The sequence below is a fragment of the Simplicispira lacusdiani genome, assembly GCF_003604195.1.
Lineage (GTDB): Bacteria > Pseudomonadota > Gammaproteobacteria > Burkholderiales > Burkholderiaceae_C > Simplicispira > Simplicispira lacusdiani.
In genome coordinates this window covers 1-23,083 of the sequence record NZ_QXGR01000011.1, presented here as the reverse complement: position 1 = coordinate 23,083, position 23,083 = coordinate 1, and the positions used below count along the sequence as shown (strand labels likewise).

21 protein-coding genes and 1 pseudogene are annotated in these 23,083 nt (G+C 70.2%); 10 read left to right on the top strand and 12 right to left on the bottom strand.

All coding sequences use genetic code 11. From position 1 onward, the window contains the following. Positions 1–125 precede the first annotated feature (125 nt). The 4 genes from D8S75_RS14450 to D8S75_RS17505 form a co-directional block, all read right to left on the bottom strand. Positions 126–1,445, bottom strand: coding sequence for a glycerate kinase type-2 family protein (locus D8S75_RS14450; protein ID WP_119967060.1), 1,320 nt, complete (start codon positions 1,443–1,445; stop codon positions 126–128). Continuing rightward, on the bottom strand, positions 1,442–3,880 hold the full coding sequence (locus D8S75_RS14445) for a Lon protease family protein (RefSeq protein WP_119967059.1): 2,439 nt from the start codon (positions 3,878–3,880) through the stop codon (positions 1,442–1,444). Before D8S75_RS14445 ends, D8S75_RS14450 begins: the two co-directional genes overlap by 4 nt. Before the next feature lie 82 nt (positions 3,881–3,962). Beyond that, positions 3,963–5,051 carry a ferrochelatase gene (gene hemH, locus D8S75_RS14440; RefSeq protein WP_119967058.1) on the bottom strand — a complete coding sequence of 363 codons (1,089 nt, stop codon included), beginning with the start codon at positions 5,049–5,051 and terminating at the stop codon, positions 3,963–3,965. A 52-nt stretch (positions 5,052–5,103) separates the two neighbouring features. Then, entirely contained in the window at positions 5,104–5,475 is a 372-nt protein-coding gene (locus D8S75_RS17505) for a TraR/DksA family transcriptional regulator (RefSeq protein ID WP_157982655.1), read from the bottom strand. 245 nt (positions 5,476–5,720) lie between these two features. Between D8S75_RS17505 and D8S75_RS14430 the strand changes: the two genes are divergently transcribed. Next, on the top strand, positions 5,721–6,176 hold the full coding sequence (locus D8S75_RS14430) for a ferritin-like domain-containing protein (RefSeq protein WP_119967056.1): 456 nt from the start codon (positions 5,721–5,723) through the stop codon (positions 6,174–6,176). Positions 6,177–6,183: 7 nt separating this feature from the next. Here the strand turns inward: D8S75_RS14430 and D8S75_RS14425 are convergent, their stop codons facing one another. From D8S75_RS14425 to D8S75_RS14415, 3 genes are all read right to left on the bottom strand, one after another. Then, positions 6,184–6,741: a hypothetical protein gene (locus tag D8S75_RS14425; RefSeq protein ID WP_119967055.1), complete on the bottom strand. Its 558-nt coding sequence runs from the start codon at positions 6,739–6,741 to the stop codon at positions 6,184–6,186. A 130-nt stretch (positions 6,742–6,871) separates the two neighbouring features. Next, a complete protein-coding gene (locus tag D8S75_RS14420) occupies positions 6,872–9,124 on the bottom strand; it encodes a TonB-dependent receptor (RefSeq protein WP_119967054.1) in 2,253 nt (750 codons plus the stop codon). A 95-nt stretch (positions 9,125–9,219) separates the two neighbouring features. Continuing rightward, entirely contained in the window at positions 9,220–9,627 is a 408-nt protein-coding gene (locus D8S75_RS14415; RefSeq protein ID WP_157982654.1) for a DUF2946 family protein, read from the bottom strand. A 156-nt stretch (positions 9,628–9,783) separates the two neighbouring features. Here D8S75_RS14415 and D8S75_RS14410 point away from each other — a divergent pair, with 156 nt between their 5' ends. The 4 genes from D8S75_RS14410 to D8S75_RS14395 are packed head-to-tail and all read left to right on the top strand — an operon-like array spanning position 9,784 to position 12,319. Continuing rightward, entirely contained in the window at positions 9,784–10,491 is a 708-nt protein-coding gene (locus D8S75_RS14410) for an HAD family hydrolase (RefSeq protein WP_232829056.1), read from the top strand. Positions 10,492–10,536: 45 nt separating this feature from the next. Beyond that, positions 10,537–11,400: a DUF2189 domain-containing protein gene (locus D8S75_RS14405; RefSeq protein WP_119967051.1), complete on the top strand. Its 864-nt coding sequence runs from the start codon at positions 10,537–10,539 to the stop codon at positions 11,398–11,400. Then, positions 11,397–11,609, top strand: coding sequence for a DUF2788 domain-containing protein (locus tag D8S75_RS14400; protein WP_119967050.1), 213 nt, complete (start codon positions 11,397–11,399; stop codon positions 11,607–11,609). The genes D8S75_RS14405 and D8S75_RS14400 overlap by 4 nt, the downstream gene beginning before the upstream one ends. Before the next feature lie 50 nt (positions 11,610–11,659). After that, the gene (locus tag D8S75_RS14395; RefSeq protein ID WP_119967049.1) at positions 11,660–12,319 is read left to right on the top strand and encodes a glutathione S-transferase family protein; all 660 of its coding nucleotides are present in this window, start codon (positions 11,660–11,662) and stop codon (positions 12,317–12,319) included. 90 nt (positions 12,320–12,409) lie between these two features. On the opposite strand, the gene D8S75_RS14390 is transcribed toward D8S75_RS14395, so the two are convergent. After that, the gene (locus tag D8S75_RS14390; RefSeq protein ID WP_119967048.1) at positions 12,410–12,796 is read right to left on the bottom strand and encodes an Hsp20/alpha crystallin family protein; all 387 of its coding nucleotides are present in this window, start codon (positions 12,794–12,796) and stop codon (positions 12,410–12,412) included. Positions 12,797–12,957: 161 nt separating this feature from the next. Between D8S75_RS14390 and D8S75_RS14385 the strand changes: the two genes are divergently transcribed. Further along, entirely contained in the window at positions 12,958–14,238 is a 1,281-nt protein-coding gene (locus D8S75_RS14385) for a branched-chain amino acid ABC transporter substrate-binding protein (protein ID WP_198673219.1), read from the top strand. Positions 14,239–14,298: 60 nt separating this feature from the next. Here the strand turns inward: D8S75_RS14385 and mltB are convergent, their stop codons facing one another. From mltB to D8S75_RS14365, 4 genes are all read right to left on the bottom strand, one after another. After that, positions 14,299–15,393, bottom strand: a complete 1,095-nt coding sequence (gene mltB / locus D8S75_RS14380; RefSeq protein WP_119967152.1) for a lytic murein transglycosylase B — start codon at positions 15,391–15,393, stop codon at positions 14,299–14,301. Further along, a complete protein-coding gene (locus tag D8S75_RS14375) occupies positions 15,393–17,438 on the bottom strand; it encodes a transglutaminase TgpA family protein (RefSeq protein WP_119967046.1) in 2,046 nt (681 codons plus the stop codon). Before D8S75_RS14375 ends, mltB begins: the two co-directional genes overlap by 1 nt. Before the next feature lie 82 nt (positions 17,439–17,520). Beyond that, a complete protein-coding gene (locus D8S75_RS14370; protein WP_119967045.1) occupies positions 17,521–18,543 on the bottom strand; it encodes a DUF58 domain-containing protein in 1,023 nt (340 codons plus the stop codon). A 20-nt stretch (positions 18,544–18,563) separates the two neighbouring features. Further along, complete coding sequence (locus D8S75_RS14365) at positions 18,564–19,484, bottom strand: AAA family ATPase (protein ID WP_119967044.1); 921 nt, start codon at positions 19,482–19,484, stop codon at positions 18,564–18,566. Positions 19,485–19,526: 42 nt separating this feature from the next. Here D8S75_RS14365 and D8S75_RS14360 point away from each other — a divergent pair, with 42 nt between their 5' ends. The 4 genes and pseudogenes from D8S75_RS14360 to D8S75_RS14345 all read left to right on the top strand — a co-directional run. Then, positions 19,527–20,480, top strand: a complete 954-nt coding sequence (locus D8S75_RS14360; protein WP_119967043.1) for a histone deacetylase family protein — start codon at positions 19,527–19,529, stop codon at positions 20,478–20,480. Between the two features lie 160 nt (positions 20,481–20,640). Next, positions 20,641–21,426, top strand: a complete 786-nt coding sequence (locus D8S75_RS14355) for an enoyl-CoA hydratase (protein ID WP_119967042.1) — start codon at positions 20,641–20,643, stop codon at positions 21,424–21,426. Next, entirely contained in the window at positions 21,426–22,760 is a 1,335-nt protein-coding gene (locus tag D8S75_RS14350) for a mechanosensitive ion channel family protein (RefSeq protein WP_119967041.1), read from the top strand. Before D8S75_RS14355 ends, D8S75_RS14350 begins: the two co-directional genes overlap by 1 nt. A 192-nt stretch (positions 22,761–22,952) precedes the next feature. Continuing rightward, positions 22,953–23,083: pseudogene (locus tag D8S75_RS14345) on the top strand (electron transfer flavoprotein subunit beta/FixA family protein); the annotation flags it as partial.

Here is a 23,083-nt window from a genome sequence, read left to right as displayed (position 1 = left end):
TATTCTGCCCGCCGGCCGCGTGCTTTTGCGTGGCCTCGGGAGCTAACTCTAAAGCCGTCTTTTGCTATATATTTAATAGCTTATGGCGCTTGTTGCATGGGCTTCATGGCCCGATTTTGCAAGAATCAAGGCAGGTAGAAGGCCCGGAAGTCGTTGACGTTGGTCAGCGTCGGCCCGGTGACCACCAGGTCGTCGAGCGCCGCGAAGAAGCCATGGCCATCGTGCCGTGCCAGGAAGTCGCTGGCCGAGAGCCCCAGGGCGGCCGCGCGCGCCAGCGTGTCGGGCGCTATCACTGCGCCCGCGTTGTCCTCGATGCCGTCGATACCGTCGGTGTCGGCGGCCAGCGCGTGCACGCCGGGCTCGCCCTGCAGCGCGATGGTGCAGGCCAGCAGGAACTCGCTGGCCCGGCCGCCACGCCCCTGCGCGCCGGTGGCGCTGCCCGGCGGCGGCAGCGTGACGGTGGTCTCGCCGCCCGAGAGGATGACGCAGGGCTGCGCGAAGGGCTGGCCGTGCCGCGCCACCTGGCGGGCCAGCGCGGCGTGCACCTGGCCCACGGTGCGGCTCTCGCCCTCGATGGCGTCGGACAGGATGTGCGCCGCCACGCCGTGCGCGCGCGCCAGCGCGGCGGCGGCCTCCAGGCTCTGCTGCGGCGTGGCCACGAGCTGGACGGTGTGCCGCGCGAAGACCGGGTCGCCGGGCTTGGGAGTCTCGAAGGCGCCGCTTTCCAGCCCCGCCAGCGCCGCCGGGGGCAGGGCGATGCCATGGCGCCTGCAGATGGCCAGCGCGTCCTGGCAGGTGCTGGCATCGGGCACCGTGGGGCCGCTGGCGATGATGGCCGGGTCGTCGCCCGGCACGTCGCTGATGAGCAGCGTGACCACGCGCGCGGGCGCGGCCAGCCGCGCCAGCCGCCCGCCCTTGAGCGCCGAGAGGTGCTTGCGCACGCAGTTCATTTCGTCGATGGCGGCGCCGCTGCGCAGCAGGGCCTGGTTCACGGCCTGCTTGTCGGCCAGCGTTAGCCCGGGCGCGGGCTGGGCCAGCAGGGCCGAGCCGCCGCCCGAGACCAGGGCCAGCACCAGATCATCCGGCCCCAGCCCCCGCACCAGTCGCGCCATGCGCGCGGCGGCCTGTTGGCCGGCGGCATCGGGCACGGGGTGCGCGGCCTCCACCACCTCGATGCGGCGCGGCATGTCGCGGTAACCAGCCGGCACATGGCCGTAGCGCGTGACCACCAGGCCCGACAGCGGCGCGCCGGCGGGCCACAGCGCATCGACCGCCGCCGCCATGGCGCCCCCGGCCTTGCCCGCGCCCACCACCACGGTGCGGCCACGGGGCGGCGGTGGCAGGAAGGGCGCGAGCGCGTGCGCGGGCTGGGCGCGCGCCACGGCCGCGTCGAACAGCGCGCGCAGGAAGGCGCGCGGGTCGCTGCCGGGTGCGTCGTCGCTCATGGCGCGCCGCCATCCGTGCCGCGCGTGCGGCGGGCCGGGCGGGTGCGGCCGGCGGCCTGGCAGGCGCGGCGGAAGGCGCGCAAGGTCTGCTCGGCGCGGCCCAGCACGCTGCCTTCCCCGCCCGTGGCCGTGTGGGCATCCATGCCCGGCGCCTGGCCGGTGAGCAAGGCGATGCCGTCGCTCACATGGGCGGCGGTCCAGATATGGAAGCGCCCCTCGGCCACCGCCTCGGCCACGCGGCGGTCGAGCATGAGGTGGCGCTGGTTGCGCGCCGGGATCAGCGCGCCCTGCGTGCCGTCGAGCCCGGCTTCCTCGCAGGCGCGGAACCAGCCCTCGATCTTCTCGTTGATGCCGCCCACGGGCAGCACCTCGCCATGCTGGTTGAGCGCGCCCGTCACCGCGATGCCCTGCGCCAGCGGCAGGCCCGAGAGCGAGGACAGCAGCGCGTACAGCTCGGCGCAGGAGGCCGAGTCGCCCTCCACGCCGCTGTACTCCTGCTCGAACACGATGGAGGCGTTGAGCGCCAGCGGCGCGATGTGGCCGAACAGCGCCATCAGGTAGCTGTGCAGGATGAGCACGCCCTTGTCGTGGATGGGGCCGGACATCTCGACTTCGCGCTCGATGTTGAGCAGGCCCTCGTGCCCGGCGTAGGCGCGCGCGGTGATGCGCACCGGGAAGCCGAAGCGGTGGTCGCCCAGGTCGATCTGCGTGAGCGCGTTGACCTGGCCCACGTGCCGGCCGCCGAGCGCCAGCAGGCGCTCGCCGTCGGCGATGGTTTCGTGCAGGCGCTGCTCGGGGTAGTTGTGGCGCAATGCGCGCGCCCGCAGCGCGGCTTCGATGTCCTCGGGGCCCACCAGGGCGCCGCCGCGCGCGCGGCACAGCGCGGCGCTCTCGATGGCCAGCGCCTCGGTCTGGGCGAACAGGGCGCTCTGGCGCGATTGGTCGTCGGCCTCGCGGTGCGCCTGCTCCAGCATCAGCGCCACGGCGGCGGCGGAAAAATCGGGCAGGCCGCGCTTGGCGCAAATCTGGGCGATGAACACCGCCGTGGTCTGGCGCGTCTGCGGCGTGGCGCGGAACGACTCGGCGAAGTCCACCTTGGCGCGGAAGCGCCGCGCCACCTCGGGGTCGCCTTCCTGCAGCGCGTAGTACTCCTCGACCGAGCCGATGAGCACGATCTTCACGTCCACGTCCACCGCCTCGGGCTGCAGCGCCACGGCCGCCATCGGGCCGTGCGCGGCGCCGGCCTCCTCGATCTGCAGGCGGCTGCAGCGCAGGAAGCGGCGCAGGCGCTCCCACAGGCTTTCTTCGCCGAGCAGGTCGCGCAGGTGCAGCAGGAGGAAGCCGCCGTGCGCCTTGAGCAGGCTGCCGGCGTGGATGCACGAGAAGTCGGCCACCAGCACGTCGGCGTCGGCCTGGTATTCGATGCTGCCGAACAGGCTGCGCGGCTGCGGGTTGTCCTCGATGAGGACCGGCGCGCTCTCCAGGCCGTCGTTGTCCACCACCAGGTTGACATGGCAGCGCGCGAGCAGGTCGTCGAGCGCGTCCTTGCGCTCGTCCTCGCCGCTTTCGCCGGCCACGAAGAGTGGCAGGTGGTCCAGCACCTGGCGCTGGACCTGGTCGAGCCACTGGCCGAGCTTCACCGTGTCCTTGATCTGCTTGCGCAGGCCGTTGCGGATGTCCTGCAGCGCGCGCTCGATCAGCGGCTTGATGGTCTGGCGGCGCAGCTTCTCCAGCGCATCGTCGCGCTCGCGTTCCAGCGGACGCGTGGCTTCGAGGAAGCGGGCGATCTCGTCGCGCAGCTTCTGCTCGGCAATGTCGATCTCGGCGCGGCGCTCGCGCGGCAGCGCGTGGGCTTCGTCCTCGGTGAGGGGCAGGCCCTTGTCACCCAGCAGCGTGAAGACCATGTGTCCGCCATCGCGCGCGAGGCGGAAATGCAGCGACTCGGCGAAGGCGTCGAGCGCGGCGAAGGCCTGTGCTTCGCTGGCCTGGTAGGCCTTTTCGATGCGTTCGCTGTCGGCGCGGAAGTCGGGGCCTTCGAGCCGCTTGGGGATCTCGGCCTGTAGCAGGCGCACGGCCTGCTCCATGCCCTGGCGCAGCAGGCGGCCCTGGCCCGCGGGCAGGCGCAGCGCGCGCGGGCGTTCGGGGGTGTCGAAGTTGTGCAGGTAGCACAGGTCGGGCGGCACGGGGCGCTGCGCGGCGGCGTCCTGCATGGCCTGGCGCAACAGCGAGGTGCGCCCGCTCCCCACCTCGCCCAGCACGAACAGGTTGTAGTCGGGCTGCTGCAGGCCCAGGCCGAAGCGCGCGGCGGCCTCGGCGCGCTCCTGCCCGATCCAGGGCAGGGGCAGGCCCCGCAGTTCGGCGGTGCTGGCAAAGCCCAGGCTGGCCGGCTCGATGGTCAGCCGCAGTTGGGCCGGGGTGAGGGCAGTGGCAGTCATGGCGTTCTTTTTTGAATCAAATCGGCTGCGGAGGCTTTTGTATCAAGCGCCATAAGCTATCAATAGAGGAGCGTCCGGCGGATCATTGCGTTGCTCCGGCGGCCAGCGCGCGGGCACGGGAATCCGCCAAGGCCAGGGCGCCCTCGGGTTCCACCGGCCAGCCGGCCAGATGCTGGCGGGCGATGCGGCTGAGCGCGGTGATCCACTCCGGGCTGTCGTTGAGGCAGGGGATGTAGTGGAATTCCTTGCCGCCCGCGTGCAGGAAGGCCTCGCGCGCCTCCTGGTTGATTTCCTCCAGCGTTTCGAGGCAGTCGGCGGTGAAGCCGGGGCACACCACGTCCACCCGGCCCACGCCGGATTGCGCCAGCTTGACGAGCGTGGGCTCGGTGTAGGGTTCGAGCCACTTGGCCTTGCCAAAGCGCGACTGGAAGGTGAGCTGCCAGCGGTCCTGGCGCAGGCCCAGGCGTTCGGCCAGCAGGCGCCCGGTCTTGTGGCTTTCGCAGTGGTAGGGGTCGCCCAGGTGCAGGGTGCGCTCGGGCACGCCGTGGAAGCTCATCACCAGCTTGTCGGGCAGGCCGTGGGCGCGCCAGTGCGCCTCGATGCGGCGCGCCAGCGCGTCGATGTAGCCGGGGTCGTCGTGGTAGCGGTTGACGAAGCGCAGTTCGGGCACATGGCGCTGGCGGCCCGCCCAGGCGTACACGGCGTCGAACACGCTGGCCGTGGTGGTGCCCGAGTACTGCGGGTACAGCGGCAGCACCAGGATGCGCGTGGCGCCCTCGGCCTTCAGGGCGTCGAGCTGGCTGGCGATGGAGGGGTTGCCGTAGCGCATGGCCGGGCGCACCAGCACGTTGCAGCCGGCCTCGCCGAGCCAGCCGCGCAGCAGCTTGGCCTGTTTCTCGGTCCACACGGCCAGCGGCGAGCCCTCGGGCGTCCAGACGCTGGCGTACTTGGCGGCGGATTTCGCCGGCCGGGTGCGCAGGATGATGCCGTGCAGCACCGGCAGCCAGATGGCGCGCGGGATCTCCACCACGCGCGGGTCGGACAGGAATTGCCCCAGGTAGCGGCGCAGCGCGGGTGCGCTGGCGGCATCGGGCGTGCCCAGGTTGCACAGCAGCACGGCGGTGCGGGCGGCTTGCCCGTGGGAATAGGCGGGTTCGGGTTGGAAAGGCATGCCGCATTCTCGCCCACGGGCGGGGGCGCCGCGCGCCAATCCGCCCGCGCGCTCAGTGGCGGGGCTTGGCGTGGCCCGTGGCCTCTTCCCAGCGCGACTTGCAGGCCACGCAGTGCTGCGTCTGCGGCTCGATCTTCAGGCGCTCGAAGGGGATGTCGCAGCCGCATTCGCCGCACTGGCCGTAGCTGCCGTCCTCCATGGCTTCGAGTGCATGGTCGATGCGCGCCAGATCGGCCGCGTCGATGTCGGTGAGCACCTGGTCCACCTCGCGGCCCACGTTGCCCTGGACGATGCCGTCCTGGTCGGCGGCGGGGGGGGCCAGGTTTTCACGGTTCTGCTGCATCTGCGCCAGCAGGTCGTGCCGGCGCGCGGTCAGCAGCGTCTTGAGTTCCTCGCGCTGGGCGGCGGTCAACGCTTGCGTCATGTGGTTCTCCTGAAGATGGGGCCATGGGTGCATGGGCGGCGCGGGCGCGGGGCGCCGCCAGGGCGTGCCTCCAGAATAGCACCTCGCGGACCCGCGCCGGCACGGGCCGCAGGGTGCGCGGCCAATACCCCGGGCCCTGCGTGGGGTATGCCATGGCGGGGCCATGGCGCGGCCCCGGAACGGGCAGAGAATGCGGTGGACCGGCGTGACAGGCCGTCCTCCCACCATTCGACAAGGAGCGTGCCATGGATGATGCAAAGAAGAAAACCGCCATCGATGCCCTCAACCGCATCATGGAGCTGGAGCTGGCGGGCGTGGTCAAGTACACGCACTATTCGCTGATGGTGTACGGCTACAACCGCATCCCCATCGTCTCCTGGCTCAAGGGCAATGCCGACGAGAGCCTGGCCCATGCGCACAAGGCCGGCGAGCTGGTCACGCTGCTGGGCGGTCACCCCTCGCTCAAGATCGGGCCGCTGCTCGAAACCGAGAAGCACGACATCGGCGACATCCTGCGCGAGAGCCTGGAGCACGAGAAGACCGCGCTGGCGGCCTACTACGACCTGCTGCGCATCGGCGAGGGCACCTCGGTGCTGCTGGAGGAATACGCGCGCGAGATGATCGTCGCCGAGGAATTGCACCAGGACGAGGTCAACAAGATGCTGCGCCGGCCGGGCGACACGGCGGTCTTCACGGCCTGAGGGCGTGCTACAGCGTCATGTTCTCGGGCGAGAGCACGGTTTTCTTCACGTGCACCGAGATGATGGCCACCACCTCGTCGGGCTTGGCCGGGCGCAGGAGCTGCTCGGATTCGACCGACACCTTGGTGACCAGCGAGTCGTCCTCCAGCAGGCAGAAGAAGGGCTGGGGATCGGGCTGGGGTGGCAGCTCGGTGCGTCCTTCCATCGAGCCGTGGGGCACGCGCAGGCCGTCGAGCAGGGTCTTGAGCCGGTTGTCGATGTCGCCGCCGTCGGTGATGAGCGTGCCGCGCGGCTGCTGGCGGAACAGCAGCACCGACAGCTCGGCGTAGAGGTCCAGCCGCTGGGTGACCAGGGGCGCGAACAGCAGCCCACCCTTTTCCACGATGACCGAGGCCTTGCCGGGCTGCGCCGGGTGCGCCAGCAGCGAGTGCGCGGCGTCCTTGAGCGGGCGCTCGCGCCACAGGCGCTGCAGTTGCGGGTGCAGGGCGCGGCGGATCTCCCACTTGTGCGAGGACTTGGCGCCCTGGCCGTGCAGGGGGCCTTCGTAGATCAGGCGGAACTCCATGGCCCGGCACTATAGCTTATGAACAAAAAAAGCACCTTGGGCTTATGGAATAAGCGCAAGGTGCTATCAAAAATGGAGTAAAACGGCGGCGATGGTTCAGGCCTCGCCGCCCGGGCCTTGGTATGCGGTGTCAGAACTTCACGGTCACCCCCACGTTCACCGAGCGGCCCATGCCGGGCACGCGCACGCCCCAGGGCACGGCGGTGCCGGCCATGGTCATGCCCTGGCCCACGTAGGCGCCGCCTTGCGGGTGGTTGTAGAAGCGGTCGAACAGGTTGTCGATGCCCACATCCAGCCGCACCTGCTTCCATTCGTAGCTGGCGCGCAGGTTCACCAGGCCGTAGCCGGCGGTGGGCAGTTCATTGCGCACCGCCGAGACACGGGTCTTGGCGCTGACCATCAGCAGTTCGGCCGTGCCGCTCCAGGCGCCCAGGCGCTGGGTGAGGGCCACGCGGCCATTGAGCGGCATGATGCCGTAGAGGTGGTCGCCCGTTTCGCGGTTCTTGCCCTGCACGTAGCTGAGCATGCCGCTGAGCGTGAACTGGCCCCAGTTCGCGGTCTTGCCCAGGTCGGTGAAGCCCGAGAGGTCGAAACCGTGCAGGCGCGCATCCTGGTTGGCGAACTGCAGGTAGACGAAGCCGGTGGTAGCCGTGCGGTTGGCGGCGGTGCAGGCCGTCATCGCGCCGCCGCCGCTGCAGCGCTTGGCGTCGATGTAGTTCTGCACGTAGCTCAGGTAGGGCGTGAACTTCACGCCCCACTGCTCGCCCGTGGCGTCGTGCCAGTCGGCCGTGGCGCTCAGGGTGTTGGCGGTTTCGGGCTGGAGGTCGGGGTTGCCCACATAGCCGTTGCCGTCGCCCACGAGGTTGATCATGCGCATGGCCATGCCGCCGGTGGACCAGGTGTAGCGTTCGTACAGGTTGGGCGAGCGTGTCTTGTGCGCGAAGCCGAACTCGTAGCTGGCGTTGGCGCTGGGCGTGTAGCGCGCCAGCGCGGTCACGTCGATGTGGCTGTCGCTGCGCTTGCGGTCCTTGGCGTTGAAGGCGTTGGCCTCCATGGCGTAGTTGGCGTTGTAGCCCTGCACCGGGCCGCTGTCGCTGCGCACATGGCTGCCGCGCAGGCCGATCTGCGAGAGCCACTGCGGGTTCCAGCGGGCCTCCCATTCGCCGAACACGTCGAAGCGGTTGCGCTGGCCATCGCGGATGTTCCAGAAGGTGTTGGGCGCCATGCCGCCGCCCGAGGGCAGCCACCAGTCGTCCAGCCCATAGCGCTGCGCCTCGGCGCCCACGCGCAGCGTGTCGCGCGCCGACAGGGCCACATCGCCCTTGACCTGCACGCCGGTGGTCTTGCCCTCGGTGTCCATGGGCATGCCGGGCACGTTGCCGGCCGGGCCGTACCAGAACTGCTTGTCCGGGCCGAAGTTCATGCTGTGGCGCGTGTTCTCGTGGTAGGCGCGGGCCTGGAGCCGGCCCCAGGCGTATTCGCCCTGGTAGCGCAGGTTGAACTGGTGGCTGTCGTTGCCCGTCATGTCCATGCGCTGGTTCGGGTAGTTCTGGTAGGGGATGTCCTGCAGGCCCAGGCGCATCTCGACCAGGTGCCCGTCGCTGCGCAGCGCGTAGGCCAGCGAGTGGTTGCGGGTCTTGTAGCTCGATGAACCCACTTCATCGCCGTCGAGCCACTGCGCGGGCTTGTTGCTGGCGGCGGGGCCGGCGGCCTTGAAGGCGCGGGCCGCCTTGTAGTTGTCGGCCTGGGCGGTGGAGCCGTCGTAGCGCAGGCTCGTCTTCTCGGTGGCGTAGGTGGCTGAGAGGTGGGCGCCCATGCCGTTGCCGTTGCTGCGGTAGAAGGTGCCGGCCTCGCCCTTGAGCAGGCGCCCCTGGCCGGGCGCGGCGAATTCGGGCGCGGGCGATTCGACCTGGATGGTGGCGCCGATGCTGTCGCCGCCCACGCTCACCGGCGTGATGCCGGCGAACAGGCGCACGCTGCCCACGCGCGTGGGGTCGATGTACGACAGCGGCGGGTTCATGTGGTTGCCGCAGGACGAGACCAGGTCCATACCATCGACCTGGATGCGCAGCCGGTCGTCGGACAGGCCGTGCACGCTGGGTAGGCTGGAGACACCGCCCGCGCCGAACAGGCTCACGCCCGGCAGGCCGCGCAGCAGGCTGGCGGTGTCGCTGCTGGCGGCGCGGCCGGCCTGCAGGGTGTCGGGGTCGGTCTCGCCCGTGGACTGGATGGCGGGCTTGGCGGCCTTGACGGTGACGGGCTGGAGCGAGGCGTCCTGGGCGAGGGCGGCAAAAGGCAGGGAGGCCAGCAGGGCGCACAAGGGGCGCAGGGCATGGCCGCGTGCGCGTGCCGCGTGGGCACGCCAACGGAAGGGGGAATTCATGGCGATGGAACGGGAAAGGAAAGGCGGGCGCGAGCCCATGCGGCAGGTGCCCGGGGCCAGGAGCGGCCACGGGCACTACCAAAGAGTAAAGACTTTCAGATCCAGGCCCGGGGAGGGGCGTGCGCCGGAGGTCTCAGGTTGGCATGCCGTGGCGCCCGCGCCGTGGCGGACGCGAAAACCGCGCGGTACAGCGCCTGCGCCTGCAGGGCCGCGACCACGGGTGCGGTGCCGACAGGCGTGAAGCCGGCGCCCGCCACGCTGCAGACCGGGCAGCTGAGCGCGCTGCCCATGGCGTGGCCGCCCTGCGGGCCGTCGGGCACCGGGTCGCCATCGTGGGCCAGGGGCTGCACCGTGCAGACGTCGCCGCGCAGGAACTGCTCCGAGAGCATCTGTGCCAGGTGCGCGGCGCTGGCCTGTCCCGTCCAGAGCTGCGCGAACAGCGCGAGCACCGCCAGGGCCATGGCCAGGTGGCGGTGTCTGGAGAGGCTGTGGTGGGAGGTCACGGGAAGCATTCTGGTGCGCCAGGGCGTGGCATGCCTTGTCATGCATCAAGGGCGCACGGCATGGGGGCGGCCGTGCAAGGGCTTGCGCGCTGGGGTATTCTTGGATCGCGCCCATCCGGGTGCCTGTTCTTCCGTCCCGCCTTCCCCGCAGCCGCAGTGTCCGACGCCATCCTCGACCCCTCCCGTATCCGAGCCATCACCCTCGACCTCGATGACACGCTGTGGCCCATCTGGCCCACCATCGCCCGCGCCGAGGCGGTGCTGCTCGACTGGCTGGCCGGGCACGCGCCGGCCACCCGGGCGCTGTACACCACGCCCGGCGCGCTGCGCGCCATCCGCGACCGCATGGACCAGCTGCGCCCCGACCTGCGCCACGATCTGGCCGCGCTGCGCCGCGAGTCCATTCGCCTGGCGCTCACGCAGGCCGGCGACGATCCGGCGCTGGCCGAGCCCGCGTTCGAGGTGTTCTTCGACGAGCGCCAGCGCGTCGAGCTGTTCGAGGACGCGTTGCCCGCGCTGGAATACCTCAGCGCCCGCTGGCCCGTGGTGGCCCTGTCCAACGGCAATGCCGACGTGCGGCGCGTGGGCCTGGGGCGCTATTTCCATGCTGCCATCAGCGCGAGCGAGGCCGGTGCCGCCAAGCCCGATGCGCGCATCTTCCTGCAGGGCGCGCGCGCCGCGGGCGTGGAGCCCGGCCAGGTGCTGCACATCGGCGACGACGCGCACCTCGACGGCGTGGGCGCGCTGCAGGCGGGCCTGCAGACCGTCTGGCTCAACCGCGAGGGCGCCGCCTGGCCGCACGAGGGCCCGGTGCCCCATGCCACCGTGGCCAGCCTGCATGACCTGCGGCGCCTGCTGGACTGAAACCGAACCGGCACGCCACCCCGAACCACCCACACGACCTGAACCATGCCAAAGACCTCCGTTGCCTTGCCCCAGGTGCGCTCCATCGCCTTCACCCGCCCCCTGGCCTGGCTGGCCCTGGGCTGGCGCGACATGTGGCGCGCGGGCGCCGTGAGCCTGGCCCACGGGCTGGCGCTGGCCGTGGCCGGCCTGCTGATCGCGGCCGTGGCGCGCGACAAGTTCTGGCTGCTGGCCGGGGCGCTGTCGGGCTTTCTCGTGGTGGCGCCGGTGCTGGCCACGAGCTTCTATGTGCTGAGCCGCGCGCTGGAGCGCGACGAGCCCGCGAACGCGGCCGTGGTGGTGCGCACCTGGCTGTTCTGGCAGAGCCACTACCGCACGCGGTGGGACAATGACTACTGGTGCCTGGTCCGGTTCGGCGGCCTGCTGGCGCTGGCCGCCACCGGCTGGGTGCTGACCTCGTCCGCGCTCATCACGCTCCTCGCCCCCGAGCCCGTGCGCACACCGGCCGATTTCCTTCTGCACGTGGTGCTGGCCCGCGACAGCACGCTGTTCACCCTCTGGCTGGCACTGGGCAGCCTGATGGCGGCGCCGATCTTCGCCTCCAGCGTGGTGGCCCTGCCGCTGCTGCTGGACCGGCGCGCCTCCCTGTGGCAGGCGGTGCTGACCAGCTGGCAGACGGTGCTGGCCAACCCCGCCACCATGGCGATGTGGACGGCGCTGATCCTGGCGCTCACGCTGCTGGGCATGGCCACGCTGATGCTCGGCCTGGTGGTGGCGATGCCCGTGCTGGGCCATGCGAGCTGGCATGCCTACCGGGACCTAGTCGATGCGTCGAGCCTGCCCGAACGCGAACCGGGGGGCACGGCGGGTGGTTTGGACGCGGAGCAACGCAACGGAATGGCATTGTGATTTTTGGATACACCGAAGCCGAGCTGTCGGCCTTCTTTCTCACCTACGGCGTCGCCGCCTTCATCCTGTTCATGGTGTTCATCATCGGCCACCTGGCCTGGGAGTCCAAGGCCGGCAAATTCGGCACCTTCGTGCTGTTCCTGGGCCTGGGCGTGGGCTTCATCGGCTTTCTCGCCAAGTACCTGATCCAGTGGTGGCTGGAGCGCTAGGGCCTGTTCCTGAGCCTTCCCCTTCGTTTTTTCTGCAAGGAGACGACCCCATGGGTCTGACGATCTACGGCATTGCCGCGTCCCGCGCCGTGCGCCCGCTGTGGGCCGCCGCCGAACTGGGCCTGGAGTTCGAGCAGGTGCACACGCCCTACCTGGGCGGTGCCACGCGCACGAGCGAATTCCTGGCGCTCAACCCCAACGGCCACATTCCCGTGCTGGTGGACCGCCGGCCCGACGGCGACGTGACGGTGTGGGAAAGCATGGCCTGCGCGCTCTACGTGGCGCGCCACCATGGCAAGGGCGATGGCAGCGACCTCGCGCCGGCCACGCCGCGCGAGGACGCCGAGGCGCTGCGCTGGAGCTTCTGGGCCGTTACCGAGGCCGAGAAGGATGCGCTCACCGTGCTCATGCACCGCGTGGCCATGCCCGCCGCCGAGCGCAAGCCCGAGCTGGCCGACGCCGCCGAGAAGCGCCTGCGCGTGCCCTTGCGGGTGCTGGAGCAGCACCTGGCGCAGCAGCAGGCGCGCGGCCAGGCGCATGTGGCCGCCGAGCGTTTCACCGTGGCCGACCTGTGCCTGGCCAGCGTGCTCGCCTGGGCGCGCCCGGCGCGCGCGCTGATGGAGGAATTTCCGCTGGTGGCCGCCTGGCTCGCGCGCTGCCTCGACCGGCCCGCCCACCAGGCCCTGCGCGCCCAGGCGCGCAAGCATTGACAAGTTCAGGCAAAAAAGCGCCCGCAGCGCTTGCGCGGTGGGCGCTGGAAGCTATCAAAAAGATAGCTATGGAGCAATCGGATGGGTGGGTCAGTGGACGGTGATTTCCACCGCCTTGCTGGCCGGGGGCAGCTTGGCCAGGGTCAGCGTGAGCACGCCGTTCTCCAGGCGGGCGGCGCTGGCGGCCGCGTCGATGTCTTCGGGCAGCTCCCAGGCGCGGCTCACCTGGCGGGGCGCGCCTTCGATGCTCTTGACCCGCACTTGCTTGCCTTCGATGGTGATCTGCAGTTGCTCGCGGGCCAGGCCCGGCACGTCGAGCTGCAGCGTGGTGGCCTTCTCGTCCTGCGCCACGGTGTAGCCGGCGGGGCGGACGGCAGGCTGCGCCGCCAGGGTACCGAGCAGGAAGCGCTGCAGGGCCACGTCGGCGGGGCGGGGGGCGCAGGCGGCGCGGCGGGTGAGCATGGGGGTGAAAAGCATCAGAGTGGACTCCTATTACACTGCGCGGCTTCCGTTGTGTTGACCGCATGCCCCGCAGTTAGGTGTGCCCGTACCGTTTTCAAGGACCCAAGAACATGCAGAATTTTCACCTTGCCCCGTTGAAATTCGCGGCCCAGGCCCCACGGCGCCTGGCCTGGGGGATGGCGCTGATGGCGGTGTGCGCCGTGACGGCCAGCCATGCCCAGACCCCTGCACCGGGCGCTTCGGCCCCGACCGCGCAGGCTGCCCCGCCCGTCAAGCTGGCGTTGATCGAAAGCCTCTCGGGCTCCTTCGCCAACACGGGCGAGGCGGTATTCCGCAACATCGTCTGGGCTGTCGATCGCGTGAACGCGCGCGGCGGGGTGCAACTGCCCGCCGGTGCCGGCGGCACGCGTCCGCTGGCGGTGTCGCGCTATGACAGCAAGGGCCAGAACGAAGAGGCGCTGTCGGCGCTGCGCGCGGCCATCGACGACGGCGCGCGCGTGGTCATGCAGGGCAACTCCTCGGCCACGGCGGCGGTGCTGATCGACGCCATCAACAAGCACAACGAGCGCGAACCCGGCAAGCGCGTGCTGTTCCTCAACTACTCGGCCGTGGACCCCATCCTGACCAACGAGAAGTGCAGCTTCTGGCACTTCCGCTTCGACGCCCATGCCGACATGCGCATGGCCGCGCTCATGGACGTGCTGCGCGCCGACAAGGCGCTCAAGAGCGTCTACCTGATCGGCCAGGACTACAGCTTCGGCCAGGCCGTGCTGCGCGAGGCGAAGAAGCAACTGGGCGCGCAGCGCCCCGACGTGGCCGTGGTGGGCGACGAGCTGCACCCCGTGGGCCGCGTGAAGGATTTCGCGCCCTACGCCGTCAAGATCAAGAGCAGCGGCGCGCAGGCCGTCATCACCGGCAACTGGGGCAACGACCTGACGCTGCTGGTCAAGGCCGCGCGCGAGGTGGGTTTCACCGGCAGCTTCTACACCTTCTACGGCAACGCCCTGGGCGCGCCGGCCGCCATTGGCGACGCCGGCCTGGGCAAGGTGGTGGCCGTGGCCGACTGGCTGCCCAACGTGCCGGGCGCGCAGAGCGAGGCCTTCTACCAGTCCTTCCGCGAGCGCTTCCCCAAGCCGCAGGACGACTATGTGCACATGCGCATGCAGCTCATGGTGGAGGCGCTGGCCCAGTCCATCGAGGGCGCGGGCAGCCTGGAGGCGGCCGCCGTGGCGCGCCAGATGGAAAAGGCCAGCGTGCAGCTGGCCGGGCGCGGCGGCAGCATGCGCGCGGCCGACCACCAGTTCCAGCAACCGCTGGTGGTGGGCGTGATGGACAAGCAGGGCCAGCCGGGCGTGAAGTTCGACGTGGAAGGCTCGGGTTACGGCTTCCGCGTGGTGCGCGACATCCCGGCCGAGAAGGCGCAGCAGCCGCACAGCTGCCAGATGCAACGGTTTTGAGGCTGAAAGAGCCTGTAGCGCTTGCTCATCAAGCGCTGCATGCTCTTATTTAAATAGCATTCAGGGCGTCTTGGGTTCCGTGTCCAGGGCGGCCTTGACCGCGCGGCCGAGTTCGATCACCGCCATGGCGTAGTAGCTCGACCAGTTGTAGCGCGTGACGGCGTAGAAGTTCTCGGTGCCCGCCACGTAGCTTGGCGGGTTGTCGCCGTTCTGCAGTTCCACCAGGGCCAGCGGGCCGATATGGCGTGCGCCGGCCTCGTCGAGCATGGCGCCGCGCGCCCGCATGCCGTCGGCGCTGAAGGTGGGCAGGATGTCGGGCAGCAGCAATTCCTCCTGCTGCGCGGGCGTGCCTTCCAGCCGCACGCCGAAATGCGTGGGCATGCCGGGCTGCCAGCCGTGCGCGATGAAGTAGCTGGCCACCGAGCCGATGGCGTCCCGGGGGCTCCTGGCGAGGTCCACGCGGCCGTCGCCGTCGAAGTCCACCGCGTGCCGCGCCCAGCTCGACGGCATGAACTGCGGCCAGCCCATGGCGCCGGCGAAGCTGCCGCGCGGCGTGAACGGGTCGGTGCCGGTGCGGTGCATCAGGCTCAGGAACTGCTCCAGCTCGCGCCGGAAGAAGGCCGTGCGCTCGGCCGCGCGCGGGTGCGCCTCGGGGAAGTCGAAGGCCAGCGTGGCCAGGGCGTCCATCACGCGGAAGTTGCCCATGTGCTGGCCGTAGAGGGTTTCCACGCCCAGGATGCCGACGATGATCTCGGCCGGCACGCCGTATTCCTGCTCGGCGCGCGCCAGTGTGTCGGCGTGCTCCCGCCAGAAGCGCAGGCCGGCGCGGATGCGCACCGGTTCGATGAAGCGGGCGCGGTAGGCCTGCCAGTTCTTGGCCGTGCCCTTGGGCGGCGGCAGCACCAGGCGCGGCACCTGGGTCAGGAAACGGGCCTGGCCGATGGCCTGGCGCACCCATTCGCGGTCCAGGTCGCGGCGCTGGGCCAGGTCGTCGGCGAACTGCAGCGCCTCGGGGCGGCTGGCATAGGGCGTGCCGCCCTGCGTGACGGCGCTGGCGCGCGTCGCAGGTTTTTTCGGGGTGTTTTTGGCATTCACGCCCGTGGACAGGGCGCTGGAAGCTATCAATGCGATAGCAATAACAAGGGATCGGTGCATCATGTAGACGGGCCGGGCGCGGGCCAGCGCAGTTGGCGCAGTTCGCGCCGCAACTGGCCCAGGGCCAGGCCACGGGATGGGGTTTCGGGGGCGTAGCGCCATTGCTCCAGGCGCAGCAGCCAGGCGGCGGCGTCGTCGGCCTCGCTGCCAAAGCGCGCGCGGGCCTGCTCGGCCAGGGTGCGCGGCGGGCTGCTGGCGGGAAGTTGCAGGCCGGCGCGCGCCAGCCGCGCGCGGGCCTGGGCCAGCAGGCGCAGCCAGGGGTCGTGCTGCAGGCGTTCCCACAGCGTCCAGAGCGCGCCGCCCACGGCCGTGGCCACGACCAAGCCGGCCAGCACGCGGGCCAGGTCCTGCCAGTCGGGGGCGTTGAAGCCGAGCGCGCGCAGCAGGTCGAGCTGGCGGCTCTGCGTGTAGTTCAGCACCCACTGGTTCCAGCGGTTGTTGGCGGCTTCCCAGACGGCGCGCAGGCGCTGCGCCATATCGGGGCTCATCACGGTGCCCATGGCATTGGCGAGGACGCCGCGCGGTGCCTGCAGGCGCTGGAACTGGCCCACGCGGCCGGGCGACACGGCGCCCGTCGGGTCCACGCGCACCCAGCCGCGCCCTTCGATCCAGACCTCGGACCAGGCGTGCGCGTCGCTTTGGCGCACGGTCCAGTAGCCATCGATGGCATTGCGCTCGCCGCCCTGGTAGCCGGTGACGATGCGCGCGGGCACGCCCAGCGCGCGCATCAGTACCACGAAGGAGGAGGCGATGTGCTCGCAGAAGCCCGCCTTGCGGTCGAACCAGAACTCGTCGGCCGTGTGCTCGCCGTACACGCCGGGCTCCAGCGTGTAGGTGTAGCCGCCCGTGCGCAGGCGTTGCAGCGCGTCATCGATGTAGGCCTGGGGGCCGCCGGCGGCGAGCCGTGGGTCGGCCTGCATCTGGCGGGCCAGTTCCAGCGTGCGCGGGTTGCTGCCCTGCGGCAGCCGGGTGAGGGCGCGCAGCTGCGGCGTGGCGGTGGTAGGGCCGTGGCGGAACTGCGGGTGGCTCTCGGTGTTGAAACGCAGCACATCGGTGATGGGCCGCGAGGTCAGCCACTGCAGATCCTGCGTCATGAAGACGAACATGCCGGGAATCTCGGGCTTGAGGCGCGAGGCCTCCAGCATCAGCAGCCAGGGGCGCTGGTGCGCCTCCAGCGTGACCTCGTAGCGCAGGGGTTCGCCCTGCACCTCCAGGTTGGCGGGCAATCCCATGCGGGACGTGGCGGAGCTGTCGTCGCGCACCGGGTCGGCCAGCCATTCGCGGCCATCGAAACTGCTGAGCACCGGCCCGCGAAAATAGAGCATGGATTGCGGCAGGTTGGTCTTGGGGTCGTCGAAGCGCAGGCGCAGGGCGATGCGCTCGTCCAGCGCCAGCTCGGCGATGCTGCCCACCCGCATGCTGCCCGACAGGCCGCTGCGCCCGGCCAGCGTGTCGCCCGGCATGCCCCACAGCGGCGCCATGCGCGGGAAGAACATGAACAGCGCCGCCATGATGGGCGCGCCCAGCAGCGCCAGCGTGGCGGCGGTGCGCAGCGACTGGGTCAGCGGCGGCCGGCCCACCGGCACATGGGCGTTGACCAGCGCCGTCAGCAGGCCCAGCAGGGCGATGAGCATGGCCGCCGCCGTGAGCAGCGATTGCGAGTAGAAGAAGTTGCTGAGCATCGTGAAGAAGCCCAGGAAGAAGATCACGAAGGCATCGCGCCGGGCGCGCGTCTCCAGGGTCTTGAGCGCCAGCAGCGAGACGATGAGCGTCAGGCCCGCGTCGCGTCCGAGGATGGTGCGGTGCGTCAGCAGCGTGCCCGCCACGGCCAGCACCAGCAGCAGCCGCAGCAGCCAGGGGCTGGGCAGGGGGCGCCCGGTCCAGGCCAGCCCGCCGCGCCACAGCAGCAGCCCGGCCGCGAGGCCGCTGGTCCACAGTGGCAGCACATCGGTCTGCGGCGCGATCACCCAGGCGATGACGACCAGGGTGAACAGCGTGTCGCGCGCTTCGCGCGGCAGCGATGCCAGGGTCTGGCGCAAACTCATGGCCGGTCCTCTTTGCTATTCAAAACATAGCATGAGGCGCTTGCTGCAAAAGCGGTGGATGGCATTTTCGTGATCCATCGAATCAGCATAGCGCCAAGGCTTTCAGGCAGCGCAGGCGCTGTGCCGCGCCGCTGCCCTGCGCGATCTCCTGGCCGGGCAGGCGCAGGCCGTAGTCCAGGCCCAGCCGGTCGGCCTGCAGCACCCAGGCCGTCAGGCGCGAGAGCCGGGCCTCCGGGTCGGCCAGGCCGGTGTGGGCGGCATCGAGCCAGAGTTCGTGGCGCTGCGATTGCTGGGCATCGCGGCTCACCAGGGCGTCGGAGCCGCTGGCCAGGGCCTGCGCGGCCTTCTTCCACACCACCAGCCGCAGCGGATCGCCCCGGCGGTAGCCGCGCACGCCTTCGAATTCGCCCGTGCCCTGCGTGGGCGCGCTGCCGGTGCCGCCAGCGCGCGGCTCGCCCGGGGGCAGGGGCGGGGCGCCGGGTTCGGGTGCGGGATAGACCAGCACCTCGGCCGCCGGGCGCCATACCGTCCAGACGCGGAAGGTGCCCAGGGGGTAGCGTGTTTCGGCCGTGAGCAGGGGAACCCGGTGCAGGCCGCGCCGGGTGGGTGCGAACGCCACCTGCACGCTGGCCGTTCCCTGCGCGGGCACATCGGTCCAGGCCCAGTGCGCGCTGCCATGGACGGCCAGGGCGATGCCCAGGCGAGGCGTGGCGCGCTCGCTCGACAGCTGCACCTCCAGCGTGGCGCCCTGGCCCAGGAAGCGTGGTTCGGGCGGCTTGAGGTGCAGGCTCAGGCCGCGCAGCGTGGCGTGGCAGAAATGCATGCCCGCCACGGCGCTGCCCGCCAGCAGGAAGGTGAGCAGGTAGCCCAGGTTGAGCTGGAAGTTGATGGACGCCACCAGCAGCACCAGCAGCGTGAGCGCCAGCATCCAGCCCGCGCCTGTGGGCAGGATGTAGACGTTGCGCTGCGTCAGCACGGTGGTGTCGGTCAGCGGCAGGCGCGCCTGCCACCAGCGATCCATGCGCTGGCGCAGCGCCTGCAATGGGTGGAACTCCCGCGGGCGCGGCAGGGAAGGGTCGGGAACGCTGGCCATCGGGTGTGACATGGCAGCGGCGGGATGGGTTCTCAAGGCAGCGGCACGGCCTCGACCATGGCGCGCACCTGCTCCACGGCGCCGCGCCCGGCGTCGCCCACGGGCACGAGGCGGTGCGCGATGGTCTGGGCCACGATGGCCTGCACGTCGTCGGGCGCCACGTAGTCGCGCCCCTCGACCAGTGCTTGCGCCTTGGCCGCGCGCACCAGCGCGATGCCCGCGCGCGGCGAGAGGCCCTGCAGGAACCAGCGGCCCGAGCGCGTGGCGGCGATGAGGTCCTGCACATAGTCGAGCAAGGGCCCTGCGGCGTGCACGGCCAGCACCTGCTGCTGCAGCGCCGCCAGCTCCTCGGCCGAGAGCAGCGGCAGCATGGTGCTGGTCATCTCGCGCCGGTCGCCGCCCGACAGCAGCTGGCGCTCGGCCGCGCGGTCGGGGTAGCCCAGCGAGATGCGCATGAGGAAGCGGTCGAGCTGCGATTCGGGCAGCGCATAGGTGCCGAGCTGGTCGTGCGGGTTTTGCGTGGCGATGACGAAGAACGGCGAGGGCAGGGCGCGCGTTTCGCCTTCGACCGAGACCTGTTTTTCTTCCATGGCTTCGAGCAGCGCGCTCTGCGTCTTGGGGCTGGCGCGGTTGATCTCGTCGGCCAGCAGCACCTGGGTGAACACCGGGCCGGAGTGGAACATGAAGGCTTCCTTGCCGCGTTCGTAGACCGAGACCCCGATCAGGTCGCTGGGCATGAGGTCGGCCGTGAACTGCACGCGCGCGAACTGCAGGCCGAAGGTGTGCGCCAGCGCATGGGCCAGCGTGGTCTTGCCCACGCCGGGAACGTCCTCGATCAGCAGGTGGCCGCCGGCGAGCAGGCAGGCCACGCAGTCCCGCACGCTGTCAGTTTTGCCTACGATCACCGTGTTAAGCTGATCCAGGATGGATTTGATTTTTGGCTGCGCTTGCATGGCGTGACGTTATCCGAAATTCTGAGGCGTGGAGACAAGGCAATGGGCAAGACGGGTTATTTTTCCCACAAGGACTGCTGGAAGCATGAAATGGGGCCCGGCCACCCCGAATGCCCTGGACGGCTCGATGCCATCGAGGACCGCCTGCTCGTGACCGGCGTGACCGATGCGCTGACGCAGTACATCGCCCCCAAGGCCGCGCTGGCCGACATCGAGCTGGCGCATTCGCGCCTGCACATCGCAGCCATGCGCGGCTTGACCGACTGGCTGCGCGAGGAGGTGGAGGCAGGCGGCCCGCCCTACACCCAGGTGGACCCCGACACCTCGATGAACATGCACACCTGGGACGCCGCGCTGCGCTCGGCCGGCGCGGCCCTCGCCGCCACCGATGCGGTGATGGCCGGCGAGCTGGAGAACGCCTTCTGCGCGGTGCGCCCGCCGGGCCACCACGCCATGCGCGACAAGGCCATGGGCTTCTGTTTCTTCAACAACGTGGCCGTGGCCGCCAAGTACGCGCTGCAGCGCTACAACCTCAAGCGCGTGGCGGTGGTCGATTTCGACGTGCATCACGGCAATGGCACGGAGGACATCCTCGCGGGCGACGAGCGCGCGCTGATGGTCAGCTTCTTCCAGCACCCGTTCTACCCCTACTGCGGCGACCAGAACCCCGCGCCCAACATGGTGAACGTGCCCGTGGCGGCCTACACGCGCGGCATGGATGTGCGCGAGATCATCGAGATGATGTGGATTCCACGCCTGGAGGCGTTCAAGCCCGAGCTGATCTTCATCAGCGCCGGCTTCGATGCCCACCGCGACGACGACATGGGCCAGCTCGGCCTGACCGAGCAGGACTACACCTGGATCACGCAGCGCATCAAGGACGTGGCGCGCCGTTACTGCGACGGCCGCATCGTCTCCTGCCTGGAGGGCGGCTATGTGATGAGTGCGCTGGCGCGCAGCGTCGAGGCCCATGTGCGCGTCCTCGCTGACTTGTGAACCCCCCTGTGGCGCTGCGCGCCTTTCCCCTTCCCTGGCATCGCCGCGCGGTGCGGAAGGGGGCCCCGCCCGTGCCGCGGGGCGGCCCCTGTACGGCGGCCGCCGGCCTGGGGCGGTGTGGTACGAGGCGCCGTGATACTGCTGAGAAGGAGCCACCGACATGACCGATTCCACTGAGCTGCTCCAGGTCGCGCGCGACGCGCGCGGCGTGGTGACATTGACCCTGAACGACCCGGCGCGCTTCAACGCCCTGGGCTCGGAGATGCTGGCCGCGCTGCAGCGCGCGCTGGACGCCATCGCCGCCGACGAGTCCGTGCGCGTGGTGGTGCTCGCGGGCGCGGGCAAGGCCTTCTGCGCCGGCCACAACCTCAAGGACATGGCGGCGAACCCCGACCTGGCCTGGTACCAGCAGCTCTTCGCCCAGTGCAGCCGCGTGATGCTGTCGCTGCACAAGCTCAGCGTGCCGGTGATCGCGCGCGTGCATGGCATGGCCACGGCGGCGGGTTGCCAGCTCGTGGCGCAGTGCGACCTGGCCGTGGCGGCCGAGGGCGCTAGCTTCGCCACCAGCGGTATCCACTACGGCCTGTTCTGCTCCACGCCCAGCGTGCCGCTGGTGCGCAATGTGCCGGCCAAGCGCGCCATGGAAATGCTGCTCACTGGCGACTTCATTGACGCCGCCACCGCACAGCAGGAGGGCCTGGTCAACCGCGTTGTGCCCCCGGAGGCGCTGGATGCCGAGGTGGAAAAACTCGTGCAGTCCGTCCTGGAGAAGCCCCGCGTCGCCGTGGCCATGGGCAAGGCCCTGGTGTACCGCCAGCGCGAGCTGGGCCTGGATGCCGCCTACCAGCTCGCCGGCCAGACCATGGCCGTGAACATGATGGACGAGGCCGCCCAGGAGGGTGCGCGCGCCTTCGCCGAGAAACGCAAGCCCGGGTGGAAGTGCTGATGGCGGGTATGGCGGAAACCCCGATGCTCGACGACATCGGGCGCTGGCTGGAGGCCTTCTTGCGCCCCACGGTGCTGATCGAACTCGCGGCCCTGGCGGTCTGCGTGGTGCTGGCCTGGGGCCTGGTGGCGCTGCTGCGCCGGGGCCTGCCCCGCGACGGCGACTCCCGCTCCATCTTCTTTGGCCGCAGCATCATCGACGGGGCGCTGTTCCCGCTGGTGCTGCTGGCGCTGGGCTACGCGGCGCGCGCGGTCGTGCTGCAGTGGACGCCGCTGGCGGTCTTCAAGGTGGCCATTCCGGTGCTGGTGTCCCTGGTGGTCATCCGCACCGGGGTGAAGGTGCTGCAAGTGGCCTTCCCGGGCGCGGCCTGGGTGCGGCCGATCGAACGCACGATTTCCTGGCTGGCCTGGCTGGCCATGGTGCTGTGGGTCACCGGGCTGCTGCCGCGCGTACTCGATGAACTGGACGGCATCAAGTGGAAGGTGGGCGGCTCGACCATGTCGGTGCGCACCATGATCGAGGGCACGCTCACGGCCGCCGCCGTGCTGCTGGTGGCGCTGTGGATCTCCTCGGCCATCGAGGCGCGGCTGCTGCGCTCGGCCACGGGCAGCGGGCTGTCGGTGCGCAAGGCGCTGAGCAATGCCACGCGCGCGCTGCTGCTGTTCCTGGGCCTCATCACCGCGCTGTCGGCCGTGGGCATCGACCTCACGGCGCTGTCGGTGCTGGGCGGCGCCATTGGCGTGGGCATCGGCTTCGGCCTGCAGAAGCTGGCCGCCAACTATGTGAGTGGTTTCGTGATCCTGGCCGAGCGCAGCGTGCGCATTGGCGACAACGTGCGCGTGGACGGCTTCGAGGGCCGTGTCACCGACATCACGGGCCGCTACACCCTGATCCGTTCCGGGGTGGGGCGTGAGTCCATCGTGCCCAACGAGATGCTCATCACCAGCCGCGTGGAGAACTTCTCGCTGGCCGATCCGCGCGTGTGGCATTCCACCGTGGTCAGCGTGGCCTACGACAGCGACGTGGATCTCGTCATGCGCCTGCTGGGCGAGGCCGCGCGCGTCAGCGACCGCGTGCTGTCCGATCCGCCGCCCAATGTGGCGCTGTCGGCCTTTGGTGCCGACGGCCTGGAGTTCACCGTGGGCTTCTGGATCGCCGACCCCGAGAACGGTCTGCTGGGCCTGCGCTCGCAGATCAACCTGGCCATCCTGCGTGCGCTGCGGGAGCATGGCATCGACATCCCCTATCCGCAGCGTGTGCTGCATGTGACGGGCGAGCTGCCTGCCATGCCGGCGGCGGCGCCATTGGCCGGGCAGGGTGCCGGGCCGCGTTAGATCAAAGGTCCGCTGCGTGACAGAAAAGGGTGGACACAACCTGCCCTTGCTGGCCTATAATCCACAAAAAGCACGACCGTTCGTTTTTGTCGAAGCACTCCCTTGGGAAAATGCATAGCCTATGTGCTGCGGTGCGGCATAAAATGATCTGGTTTACGTAACGTCAATTAATCAACTCTAGGAGCCGCAGCAATGAAGGTTTTGGTCCCTGTCAAGCGCGTGGTGGACTACAACGTGAAGGTCCGCGTGAAATCGGACGGCACGGGCGTGGACATCGCCAACGTGAAGATGAGCATGAACCCCTTTGACGAAATCGCCGTCGA